This is a genomic window from Flammeovirga sp. AWQ4_249 (assembly GCF_056161045.1).
In genome coordinates this window covers 48536-61183 of sequence record NZ_JBSWYJ010000031.1, presented here as the reverse complement: position 1 = coordinate 61183, position 12648 = coordinate 48536, and the positions used below count along the sequence as shown (strand labels likewise).

Genomic DNA, 12648 nt, shown 5'->3' with positions numbered 1-12648 from the left:
TCATTATCGTGAAAATCTGTAAAGTGACAGTAGGATTCAGAGTTTCTCCAGAAGTAGAAAGAGAAGGTCTTGATGCTACAGAAGTAGGAGAGTTTATCTAATCAAGAAGATAATAAAAATAAAAGAGCCTGATCGATCATTTTGATGGATCAGGCTTTTATATGTATTAAAGAAACTAAGCTTTGTAGAAAGGTAGTTTACTAACTACAGCCTTTAATTTTCTATTTCTTACTTCGATAATAACCTCAGTGCCAGACTTTGTGTATGGACGGTTGATGTAACCTAATGCAACACCTTTTCCTAACATAGGAGACATTGTACCTGAAGTCAAATGACCAATCTCTTCACCCTCTAAAGTAGTTACTTTATAACCACCTCTTGGTACTCCACGATCGATTAATTCAATACCTACTAAACGACGTGTAACACCTTCTTCTTTTTGTTTAGCAAGATTGTCTGAGTTTGTAAAATCTTTTGTGAATTTAGTTACCCAACCTAAACCAGCTTCTAATGGAGAAGTTGTATCATCAATATCATTACCATATAGGCAATAACCCATTTCTAAACGTAAAGTATCTCTAGCCCCTAAGCCAATTGGTTTGATATCCCAATCTTTACCCGCTTCGAAAATTTTAGTCCAAACTTCTTCAGCCACATCATTTGGAACATATAACTCAAATCCACCTGAACCAGTATATCCAGTTGCAGAGACAATAACATTGTCTACACCAGCAAATTTACCTTTTTCAAAAGTGTAGAAAGTCATGTTTGTTAAGTCAACTTCTGTCAATGATTGCATTGCTTCAGCTGCTTTTGGTCCTTGAACGGCAAATAAAGAATATTCATCAGAAGCATTGATCATTTCAACACCTTCAGTATTTCTTTCAGTAATCCAATTCCAATCTTTTTCAATATTAGAAGCATTTACCACTAACATATACTCTTCATCCGCAATTTTATAGATAATTAAATCATCTACAATGCCACCATCTTCATTTGGTAAACAAGAGTATTGTGCTTTACCATCAAATAATTTTGAAGCATCATTCGAAGAAACTCTTTGGATAAGATCTAAAGCTTTTGGACCTTTTAAGAAGAATTCACCCATGTGAGATACATCAAAAACACCAACACCATTACGGACAGTTTTGTGCTCTTCAATATCAGAAGAATATCTTACGGGCATATTATAGCCTGCAAAAGGAACCATCTTAGCACCTAAAGCTTCATGAACATCGTTAAGGGCGATTTTCTTTAAAGTTTGTGAATCACTCATGTTTTAGTATGTGTTTTCTGTGGTTAGAAACTTGGTTTAAACCAGACACTCAATAGTGTCTTTCTAAAAATTTAGCCAAATGTAAAAATAGGATTCGAAATATCATACACCTATACCTAAAATACCATGATTATCTAACGAATTTTAATGAAGAATTAAGTCTTCCTTTTTTCATGTCAAAAAAAATATGATCTTAGCAATAGATATCTAAACTATCAACAAAATTTAAAGATATGTCATCGGTTTTATCACTAGTAGGGAATACACCTCTTGTAAAACTTGAGAAGTTAAACCCAAACCCTAATGTCACAATTTACGCAAAACTTGAAGGTCAAAATCCTGGTGGAAGCGTAAAAGATCGAGCTGCTTTTAACATGATTAATGAAGCAATTAAAAGTGGTGAATTAAAAAAAGGAATGAAACTCATCGAAGCAACAAGTGGTAACACAGGTATTGCATTAGCGATGATGGCTTCACTATTTGGTATTGAAATCGAATTGGTAATGCCAGATCATGCTACAATCGAAAGAGTAAAATCTATGAAAGCATATGGAGCAAAAGTTACGCTAACACCGTCTGCTATTTCAATGGAAGGAGCTCGTGATTATGCATTAAATAAAGTAAAAGAAGGAGGGTACATGATGTTAAATCAGTTTGATAACCCCAATAATTACTTAGCACATTATAAAACAACAGGACCTGAAATTTGGAGAGATACGGACCAGAAAATAACACACTTTATTTCTGCAATGGGAACAACAGGGACGATTATGGGAACCTCTAAATTTCTAAAGGAACAATCAAAAGATATTACAATTGTAGGTACACAACCAGCTGAAGGAGCAAGAATTCCTGGAATTCGTAGATGGCCAAAGGAGTATCTACCCAAAATATTTGATGAAACTAGGATAGATAAAAAAATTGATGTTTCTCAAGAAAATGCTACGGCAATGACTAGGAAATTAGCATTAGAAGAAGGTATTTTTGCAGGAATGAGCAGTGGTGGATCAGCTTATGCAGCCATCGAAACAGCAAAAACATTGGATTCAGGTGTTATTGTATTTATCGTTTGTGATAGAGGAGATAAATACCTATCAAGTGAACTTTTTTAATATTAATCGAAAATAATGAAAACAGTCTTATTATCAATCTTTGTTGGCCTTATGTTGATAGGGTGTGGTCGTAGTGAAAAAGCGAAAGAACAACAAAAACAAATAGAAGAGAAAGAAGAATTAGCACCTGTAGTTTATAATGCTGATAAAGCAAAAGCACCTCAGGCTTACCTTAAACTTTCTGAATGTTTAGTGGCTTCTAACCCAACTGCAGCTCAAACGTATGCAAAAAGGTTAGCTGATGTTATGCCTAAAGAAGGTGCTGATGAAGCAACAAAAGCCGTCAATGAGATTACTTCTTCTACTGATTTGGCAACGCAAAGAAAATCTTTTGAGAAAGTGACGGAATATTTCTATACCGTTGCTAAAAATGGAGAAGCAGGTATGGATATTTACCTTGTTCACTGTCCAATGGCTTTTGATAACACAGGAGCGAATTGGTTAAGTGCTACAAATGAAGTAGTTAATCCTTATTTTGGAGATCAAATGTTACATTGCGGTCGTGTAATGGAAACAATCAAAGGAAAATAAATCACTTTCAATCCACAAAAAAAGTCACTTTTATTTAATATAGGAGTGACTTTTTTTATTTCGAATTGTTAATTGTATTATTTTTTTTATTTAAATTACACTTGATTTGTGTTTGGCTAATTTTTTAGTAGAAAGATTAAACACACTAACTTTCATTTTTTTATTGTAACTAAGCGCATGCGACTATTAGCACTACTCTCTTTTCTTTTATGTATCACTCCAGCTTTTTCAATGGAGAAATTATACATAGAAAGTTCTCAAAACGAAGTAAAAGATCTCTCCAATTATGTTGAAGTATTTTTAGATTCAACAAATAAGATAGAGTTAGAACAATTACTTCACACAGATAAATTTACAACCAACCAACAAAATATTATTAATGTAGGGTTTAATGAAGCTGCATTGTGGTTACGTTTTTCATTAGAAAATCTTTCTTTGGAAGAAAAAAGGGACTTCATTTTAGAAATCGGAAATAGTAATCTTGATGTTATAGAAGTCTTTGAAATGGAAAATGGTGAATTGGTAAATCATTTATTATTAGGTGATCAAATTAAATTCTCAGAAAGACCTTTAGCATTCAGAACGAACCTTTATTCATTTGATATTGGAGCCAAAAGTGGTGTTGAATTATATCTTAAAATTCAAACAAATGGAGCTTTACAAGTTCCTCTTACATTAGCTACACCAACAAAATTTTTCATAAACCATATTACTACAGAAACGGCTTTTGGAATATATATCGGTATCATGTTGGTGATGGTACTTTATAATATCCTTATCTTTTTATCACTTAAAGATTTAAACTATTTGTATTATGCTTTTCCAATTTTGGCGAATACAATTTTCTTTTTATCCTTAAGTGGACATCATTTTCAATACCTACTTCCCAATAACCCAGCTGCAGCCAATAATGTAACAGTTGTTTCTATAGCATTGTGGATATTGACCTCGTCTTTTTATGCTAAATCTTCTTTACAATCCAAAAAATATTCAAGAATAGCAGATTTTGCTTTAATCGTAACCATGTTAATTGGTTTAATAGGAGTAGCACTTCCATTTATTACTGACTATGCATTTGCTGTACGTTTTAATAGTAAAATGACATTGGTTAACTCTCTGACTATGTTTTTAGCAGGCCTTCTTATATGGTATAAAGGCAATAAGTCAGCACGTTTTTTCATATTAGCCTGGACTGCTTACCTAATGGGTACTTTCATTTTTGCTTTAATGAAATTCAATTACATCGAACAAAATGCATTCACTAAAAATGTTTTAGCCTATGGAGGTGTAATTGAAGTATTATTTCTTTCATTGGCATTGAGTGATAAGTATAAATTATATAAAAGAGAGAAGGAAAGAGCTCAAAGAGAATTATTAGCACAACAGCTTGAAACAAATGCTCAACTAGAAGAAAAGGTTAAAGAAAGAACGTCTGAATTAGAAGATGCGTTATCTGAAATTAATGATAAAAATACTGAGTTGGAGCAGCAAAATGAAGAAATAGCTGCACAAAGAGATATGGTTGAAAAACAGAAAATTGTACTTCAAGAATCAAATGTAAAGATTCAATCAAGCATCAATTATGCAGAAAGAATTCAAACGGCCATGTTACCTTCGGTTTTAGATATCAAGTCGCATTTTCCTAATTCATTTGTCTTCTTTAAACCTAAAGACATTGTAAGTGGTGATTTTTATTGGTCTGCACAGGTAGGGTCAAAAAAGGTGATTGCAGCAGTTGATTGTACAGGACATGGAGTTCCTGGCGCTTTTATGTCCTTAGTGGGTAATAATTTATTGAAAGATATTATAGTAAAATCAAAAATTATTTCACCAGAGGTAATTCTTCAAGCTTTGCATATTCAAATTTCAAAAAATCTTTATGAAGGCGATAATAAGTTAAGAGATGGTATGGATATGAGTTTGGTAGTTTTTGATGAAGCGACAAATGAAGTAGCTTTTGCAGGTGCTAGAAACCCTCTTTTAATACATCAAAATGGAGAACTAAAAGTGATAAAAGGTGATCGAAATTCTATAGGATCAACAAAGCCTGCAGTATCTTTTACAAAACATACTATTAAGGTTGATCAACCAACTTTATTATACCTTTATTCAGATGGATTCCAAGATCAATTTGGAGGACACTTAAATAAAAAGTACGGGTCAAAACAGTTTAGAAATTATCTTGACTCAATTGCAATTCATGACCTTAGCTTGCAAGAACAATTAATACAAAATGAATTCGAAAAGTGGGTAGGTAATGATCAGAATCATCAGAAACAAACAGATGATATTTTAGTGGTTGGTGTTAAATTAGCACCACATTAAAATTAATATCATGACATTATCATATCCTCAAAAAATAGTATGCTTAACAGATGAAGTGACTGAATGGCTTTATATGTTAGGTGAAGAACATAGAATAGTTGGTATTTCAGCTTTTGCTGAAAGGCCAGCTAGAGCAAAGAAAGAAAAACCAATGGTGTGTGGTTTCACTGGTGCAAATTTTAAGAAAATTCTAGCCACAAAACCAGATTTAATCATTGGTTTTTCTGATTTACAGGCTGATATTGCGGCACTTTTAATAAAAGAGGGTATTCCTACTTTGATTACAAATCAGCGATCAATCAAAGAAATTTTAGATACCTTAGCTATGATTTCAAGAATGATTGGAGCAGAGGACAAAGCAACACCTTTGTTAGCAAAAATGTCATCTATTATTGAAGATGCTACTTCTTTTGGGAAGTCTTTAATTCATAACCCAACAGTATATTTTGAAGAATGGGATGATCCTTTGATATCTGGTATTCAATGGGTGTCAGAAATTATAGAATTATGCGGTGGGAGAGATGCTTTTTCAGAAAATGCAAAGGAACAATCTGCTCAAGGAAGAATTATTGAAGATTTTGATGATGTGGTTAAACGAAATCCTGATATTGGTTTGTTTTGTTGGTGTGGTAAAAAATTTAATGAAAATGAAATGTTAAGCCGTAAAAATATTGAGAAAATTAACTTCATCAGATACAAACAATATGAAGAAGTAGACCCTATTTTTATGCTTCAACCAGGTCCAGCAACAATTCTTGAAGGAATACCATTTATGATGAATATTATTAAGAAATGGAGTGTCAAAAACTGATATTTGATAGGTTTTAAGTGCTCAAAAAATGGTATTTTTGTTTATAAGAAAATGAAAAATTAGAATCATGAGTACATTTCCACAACAGGACCCATCTATCTTAAATGATAAAGATCCAGAGTTATTAAGAATACATTCGATTGAAACTTTTGGGACACATGATGGACCTGGAATTCGATTCATTGTCTTTGTACAAGGCTGCCAATTTAGATGTTTATACTGTCATAATCCTGATACTTTTGATGTTAGAGGAGGGAAACATATCAGTCTTGAAGAAATTGAAAAAAGAGTTTTAAGACAACGTCCTTATTTTGGAGATGAAGGGGGGATTACAATATCTGGTGGAGAGCCATTACTACATAGAACCAAATTATTAACCTTATTCAAAAGATTAAAAGCACAAGGTATTCATACTTGTCTAGATTCAAATGGTAGGTTAGTGAATAAAGAAGTAGAAGAACTTTTAGAATATACTGATTTATTGATGTTAGATGTAAAACACATCAATGATGATTGGCATCATAAATTGACCACTGTTTCTAATTCAGCTACATTAAAACTTGCTGAAATGCGAGAGAAACAAGGTAAGCCAATGTGGATTCGTTATGTTTTAGTACCAGGTTGGTCTGATCAGGAGGAATATCTTCATGAATTAGGTCAATTCTTTAAGGATTATAAAACGATAGAAAAAATTGAAATACAACCTTATCACAAGCTTGGCGTACACAAATGGGAGGCTATGGGGCTTGAATATGGACTTCAAGATGTAAATCCTCCGACCAAGGAAGATATTGAAAAAGCAAAAACTATCTTTGAACAATATTTCAAAGAAGTACATGTAAACTAAAAAAAGGTAGTGATTCCTCAATCGAATCACTACCTTTTTTATTGATAGATTTCTTTATACTTCGTAATTATATTTCGGATGGAAACAAAGCCAATATCCTTTAGATCGATCTCTTGAGGAGGTATAAATGTAATATCACTTACGTCATCATTTGGAGATAAATCTTCGAAGTTGGTTACTCTAGCAGTAAAAACAAGGTCTAAAGTGTAGTATTCAATATCTTTGTATGTATAAGTATTGGGGAAACTACAGATGTATTCTAATCTGTCTATATCTAAATTCAATTCCTCTTTTATCTCTCTTCTTCCTGCATCTTCAGCAGTCTCATGCATGTCTACAAAACCTCCAGGAAGATCTAAAGTGCCTTTTTGAGGAGCAAATTTTCTTTTTGTCAATAACAACCTTCCCTCGTCATCAGTAATTAAAATGGCAACTGCAGCTGATGCATTGATATAGAAATCAAATCCACACTCTTCACAAACGAAATGTTTAGTATGAAAAGCAATGTTTGATGATTTACATTTTGGGCAACTTTTAAAATGTTCTTTTACGTGCACTATACAACGAGTTTTAAAGTTCTAAGTGTGGCAATTCCTAGTGAGATGCCAATAAATAAAAAGACGAAGGCAACCCATCCAGGGCTAGCGAGAATTGTAAATAATATTTGAGTATTTTCTCTTTCTAAAGCTATTTGTTGATCAGCTTCCTGCATATTAGGGAGTTTCACATCAGCCAAATGCTTAGACAATTGATCGACAATTTTATTTTGGATAGCACCTTCCAGGCCATATATAATAATACTTTTATCATATTGACGAGCAAGTGTGATAAATTGAGATGTCTCTTCCCAATTAAGCTTTCGGTTATTTTCAGTAGTACTTAACGGTTTTGTATCATTTGCACTGCCAATAAGAATGGTAGAAAAACCTGGCTGATATTCTTTAAACTGCGCTAAAGTAAGGGCAGAAGTTGGTTCATAATAATTGAAGATGGATAGAATTTCTTGGTCATTCACGATATTAAAAACACCAGTGATTTGTTTCCAAGTGTCAACATTTACCTCTCTACTGTCCACTTGATAAGGAGTTACAACACTCGTTAGTGTCAGATTGTCCTTTTGCGTCATGGAGCGTAACCGAGCATAATTTAAATCACCATGTTCTTGAACAGAACCGCTGATTAATCGTTTCAGCATTACTTTACCTACTGAAATAGGTCCGTTATCAACGATTCTAGAATCTGTAGAATAGGGAGAAAGACTTAAAGTCAGAGACTGCCAAGGAAGTTTATTTTTAATGGTCCAATCTCTAAACTTTTCATATCTTTTTAAAACAGTAGCTCCGTTATGAGCATTAGGCCAATAATGTTCACCTTTTGGTAGCAAAAGCCAAGCATGACAAAGAATACCATTATTTTTAAAAATGGTAAGTGCCTCAGCTCTTTCTGCGGAGAAATCTGTAAGGCCAACATATATTTCAGCCTTTAATTCTTTTAGTTTTTTTACAGCCAGTGAATCCTTGGCTATCTCTAATAATTTGAATCCTTGTGCCTCAGTCATAAAATCTATTTTGATAGATTTTTCAGCGTGAAGCACATTGAAAAATATAGGAATCAAGAAAAGTATTATAGTAAGTTTAATTTTTTGCATAAGGGGAGACAAAAAGATTTATAACAACTTACTAATGTTTTTGTTAATGATCAAGGTAATTTACGAATAGTTACATCCAAAACTTGAGCTTGAGCATTTTTTTCAAGCTTATAGTTCTTCCAAAAGAAAGGAGCCATAGCAGCAGCAGCTCCCCAGAAAACTAAACCTTGAATTAGCTGCCCATTCTTGTGTTTGATATTACTATTTCCGTTAGTGTCTAACTCACCTCTGTTTACAGCACCTGATACAAGGAAACCAGTACCAATAAAAGCAAAACCACCGAATAATAATCTTGGAAATGGCCTTACAAATTTGATGACTTCTACTTCAGAAAGAGGGATTTCAGTTCCAGATTTATAAAGTACGAAAGAAGAATCTTTTAATGCATATACTTCATCTTTATATACTGTTTTTTCACCTTTCATCTTAAAAATGATGCGATCTCCTTCGTAAATTTTTTTTCTATTTCTACCATAGTTATCTACAGCAATGAATTTCTGTGCAAATAAAGGGGCAGAAATTACAAAAAGGAATAATAATAATATTGTTTTTTTCATGATTGGTTTAATAGATTATTCAAACATTAGCCATCGAACACCATAAGAGATTCCAAATCCTGGACCCATATATCCTGGAGTTGCCCAATAACCACTAGCTTGATCAAAGGCATTCATAATATCTGCAATTCGAATAAATGCCATTGCTCTTCTCATCTTAAAATTGACAAAGAAATCTATATTAAAATATCCCTCTGTTTCGTAAGCATTTTGTAAATGATATTGCTGAGTGACAGGGTTAAAAGCCATCCCATAGTAAGATGCGATATAACGAGTATCAAAACCCGTATATAAACTGATCATTCCATCTCTAAACTCTTTGAAATAGGCAATTTCATAAGTTAAGAAAAGATCAGGCGTAGGCATGACATCCTGATGTGTATTTTGAGTATAAATGACTTCAGCAGTTTGTTGAAGAACACCTGTGTTAATTTTAAATCTTGTGCCAAATCTACTATAAGTAATAGATTCGTCATATTGTTGAGGCCTAGCAAATTTATCATAATAGATATAATCAGAGATGTTATTCAACTCTCCAAAAATTTCTAAATGCCCCGTTTTTCCTATCGGTACTTGAGGAGCAACGAAAACTTGTTGTCGTGAGGTAGGATTAAGCTCTTGATTCCATGACATAAATATGGATGTAAAGTATTGTGACATGATAGGAGCTAATGTTCTTTCCACAGTAAATCCGCCTTTTAAATATTTTGCATCAACTTGAGCATCGATAATATAAGCATCTTGATTCAACAATTCGAATTCTCCATGTCCAGTTACTGCACCTAAATTTTTCGGCAATAAAAATTCTACATCACCACCAACAAATAATTGATTATCAACTGGAATAGGGACAGAATTGTCACCTGCGATTTGTTGCGCTTTATAATATCTGTAGCGAATAAAACCAGACCAAAAAGTAGGTCCAAGTCTACTTTTTACACCAAATTTATTATCAATATATTGTTCTTCAATACTAACATAAGGTTTGTCATTTTCACCAGTGCCATAATCGTAATCATCAACTATCGGTAAAGTTGAATTTGGATCGTATAAAACGGAATCAGGTAATTGGCTTAAATTAGCGACTGTATAATCGTTGAATTTATCATAGTACAATTTATTGGTGGCAATTGTACCTGTTGTATTACTATATTGATAGCGATATTGATCTCTTGTAAACTCATGGAAAACTTGAAGTTTAGCAGTATCTACAAGTGCATATTGATGGTATAAATGATAATTATAATTCCATTTAAAAGAGGATGCTCCCTCAGGAAAATAATTCGTCAATTGTCCTCTACCAAAACTAAAAAGATCATCCAATGAAGTTTCTTCGTTGACAGATTCAGCCACTGTTATACCTCCAGATTCAGGTCCTTCGTGGAAGTATTGATAATAACTTGCTAAGAGTTTATACTTATTATTTTTTGTCTCGTAACGAGTGTTGATACCAAAACTAGTATGCTGTTGAGCATTATATGAATTACTAATTTTGTCTCTACCTACAATATAAGGCTCTGAATATCTTTGAAATAGAAGTCCAACAGACCAATAGGGATTGATACTATTAGAAATTTTACCACCGATTTTACCTCTATTGTCTTGTCCTACTACACCATTGAAATCAGTTACTGGTACATATGATCTGTAGTATTCCCAAGTATCTAGATCTTGAGCGTATAAGTCAAATGCTGTAACTCCTACAGTTTGACCCAATTCTTTTGTTGGACCTTCCCAAAAACTTCTAAGAGGAGATGCATTATTTCCTAAAGTTTGGTATCTATAGCCATTTTGACCATTAATATCGTATCGTTGAAGATGTAAATAAGATGAATCCATCATGTGCTCTTCAAAATGAATCTTATACCAATCATCTTGATTAATATACCATGTAGTTTGTGGCCCTTTTAGCCAGCTACTATCAGCTTCTAAAGTAACCCCTTCACGGTTTGGTTCTTGTTTAGTATCTCCATCATCTTCCTGAGCAAAAGTAGTGGCAGTAATAAACAGAAAGAATGATATTATTAATAAAAGTTTCTTCAAGGTAGATTTAGATCGTAGATAAAATAATCGAGTTACTTTATTAAGGATTCAAATTTAAATGTAATAAGTGACTTAAGATAGTGTTTCCTCAAAAAAGATAATTTAGACTATGAATATTGACTATTTAAGCCACTCATACATGTCATAATGCTCTTTAGTCATTCCCATTGCTCGATATGTTTTTTGTGCTCTGTCGTTATTTTTTTCAACAAATAGGCGAAGTCCCATCAACTCATCCGATTCATCTACTTCTTTTTTGACAAAGTCATACATACTTTTGAAGATGCCTTTACGTCTATATTCTTCAATAACAAACAAAGAATGTATCCAAATTACATTTCCACATCGCCAATCAGACCATTCATAAAGGTTTAGCATAGAAGCAACACATTTCCCTTCGTCTTCTACTATGACATATCTTCCTAAAGATTGGTTGTCAAAGATATGCTTAACACCTCTTTTTACGGTTTCAAAATCCAATTGATAATCCTCTGTTTCAAGTGCCATTTTCACTTGGAAATCGGCAATTTTGTCAATCAAAGAAGGGTCTTTAGCTATTTTAATTTGATATTTCGACATATTCTTTTTTATTATTATTTTGTTGAATGCCTCCTCCATATTTTTGAGAATAGGCATAGGTGAATTCTGCTCCGTAAAACATCACTTGAACAGAATAAAAGGTCCAAGCCATGATAATGATAATCGGTGAACCAGCACCCCAAGATGAGGTAGTGACATTCATATTGGCTAAATAATAACGTATACCATATTGTCCAAGTAGGAATAGGGCTGTCGTTACAATTCCACCAACAAAAGCATCAGTATATTTTATCTTTACATCAGGAACAAACTTGTAAATCCCTGAGAAAAGTGAAAATGAAATCAATGTAACAGAAGTAAATCGTATGACTCTAATTAGCTCTAAAGAAGAGTAGGGTAACCACTCTTTTAAATAAGATGAAGCAAAACTTATCGACGTATCAATAGCGATCATTAATAGGAATAATATACCTAAACCTATGACCATACTAAACGCGATTAATCGATCTATGATAAGTTGTCTGATTTTACTAATCCTTGGAGGGACTTTCCAAAATCTATTCAAAGCAATTTTAAGGGTGTGAAATGATAATGTTGACGTAAAAAGTAATGTACCAATACTAATTACTGTAGATACTGTATTATCTATTCTTAAAGAAGATAAACTATTAATCATTGATTCCATTTGCCTTGCGACAACATCTCCAGTGATCAATTCTAGTTCCTCTACCATATCTTCCTTTAATTCATTTTCATCAAAAAATTTATTTAATACTGTAAACATTAGGTTCAAAGCGGCAGGTAAGGAAATTATAGTATAATAGGCCAAAGATGCACCATAGATATAAGCATGATCCATGTTAAATTCTTTCCATGCTTCTAATATCAATTGATAAATCTCTACTATTTTCTTTAGAATAATATTTTCCTGCAATATTTTTTTAAACTTACCGATAAC

General features: G+C 32.9%; 12 protein-coding genes. 5 read left to right on the top strand and 7 right to left on the bottom strand.

Annotation, left to right across the window (positions count from 1 at the left end):
- Window positions 1–175: 175 nt before the first annotated feature.
- Complete coding sequence (gene gcvT / locus ACXAHM_RS19205; protein WP_474963326.1) at window positions 176–1276, bottom strand: glycine cleavage system aminomethyltransferase GcvT; 1101 nt, start codon at window positions 1274–1276, stop codon at window positions 176–178.
- A gap of 233 nt (window positions 1277–1509) precedes the next feature.
- Between gcvT and cysM the strand changes: the two genes are divergently transcribed.
- The 5 genes from cysM (at window position 1510) to pflA (ending at window position 6902) form a co-directional block, all read left to right on the top strand.
- Window positions 1510–2388 (top strand): cysteine synthase CysM, encoded by an 879-nt coding sequence (cysM, locus tag ACXAHM_RS19200; protein ID WP_474963322.1) that lies wholly within the window; start codon window positions 1510–1512, stop codon window positions 2386–2388.
- A gap of 15 nt (window positions 2389–2403) precedes the next feature.
- Window positions 2404–2919 carry a DUF3347 domain-containing protein gene (locus ACXAHM_RS19195; protein ID WP_474963320.1) on the top strand — a complete coding sequence of 172 codons (516 nt, stop codon included), beginning with the start codon at window positions 2404–2406 and terminating at the stop codon, window positions 2917–2919.
- A gap of 177 nt (window positions 2920–3096) precedes the next feature.
- Entirely contained in the window at window positions 3097–5244 is a 2148-nt protein-coding gene (locus ACXAHM_RS19190) for a 7TM diverse intracellular signaling domain-containing protein (RefSeq protein WP_474963318.1), read from the top strand.
- A 10-nt stretch (window positions 5245–5254) separates the two neighbouring features.
- Window positions 5255–6055, top strand: coding sequence for an ABC transporter substrate-binding protein (locus ACXAHM_RS19185; RefSeq protein ID WP_474963314.1), 801 nt, complete (start codon window positions 5255–5257; stop codon window positions 6053–6055).
- 67 nt (window positions 6056–6122) lie between these two features.
- The gene (gene pflA / locus ACXAHM_RS19180; RefSeq protein ID WP_474963312.1) at window positions 6123–6902 is read left to right on the top strand and encodes a pyruvate formate-lyase-activating protein; all 780 of its coding nucleotides are present in this window, start codon (window positions 6123–6125) and stop codon (window positions 6900–6902) included.
- A gap of 38 nt (window positions 6903–6940) precedes the next feature.
- Here pflA and ACXAHM_RS19175 read toward each other — a convergent pair whose 3' ends face one another.
- From ACXAHM_RS19175 to ACXAHM_RS19150, 6 genes are all read right to left on the bottom strand, one after another.
- Window positions 6941–7459 (bottom strand): NUDIX hydrolase, encoded by a 519-nt coding sequence (locus ACXAHM_RS19175; protein ID WP_474963308.1) that lies wholly within the window; start codon window positions 7457–7459, stop codon window positions 6941–6943.
- On the bottom strand, window positions 7459–8460 hold the full coding sequence (locus tag ACXAHM_RS19170; protein WP_474963305.1) for a hypothetical protein: 1002 nt from the start codon (window positions 8458–8460) through the stop codon (window positions 7459–7461). The genes ACXAHM_RS19175 and ACXAHM_RS19170 overlap by 1 nt, the downstream gene beginning before the upstream one ends.
- Window positions 8461–8600: 140 nt before the next feature.
- Window positions 8601–9107, bottom strand: coding sequence for a hypothetical protein (locus tag ACXAHM_RS19165; protein ID WP_474963301.1), 507 nt, complete (start codon window positions 9105–9107; stop codon window positions 8601–8603).
- A 15-nt stretch (window positions 9108–9122) separates the two neighbouring features.
- On the bottom strand, window positions 9123–11150 hold the full coding sequence (locus ACXAHM_RS19160) for a putative porin (protein WP_474963297.1): 2028 nt from the start codon (window positions 11148–11150) through the stop codon (window positions 9123–9125).
- A 120-nt stretch (window positions 11151–11270) separates the two neighbouring features.
- Window positions 11271–11729: a GNAT family N-acetyltransferase gene (locus ACXAHM_RS19155; RefSeq protein ID WP_474963294.1), complete on the bottom strand. Its 459-nt coding sequence runs from the start codon at window positions 11727–11729 to the stop codon at window positions 11271–11273.
- Window positions 11710–12624: a YihY/virulence factor BrkB family protein gene (locus ACXAHM_RS19150; protein WP_474963292.1), complete on the bottom strand. Its 915-nt coding sequence runs from the start codon at window positions 12622–12624 to the stop codon at window positions 11710–11712. Before ACXAHM_RS19150 ends, ACXAHM_RS19155 begins: the two co-directional genes overlap by 20 nt.
- Between the last annotated feature and the right edge of the window lie 24 nt (window positions 12625–12648).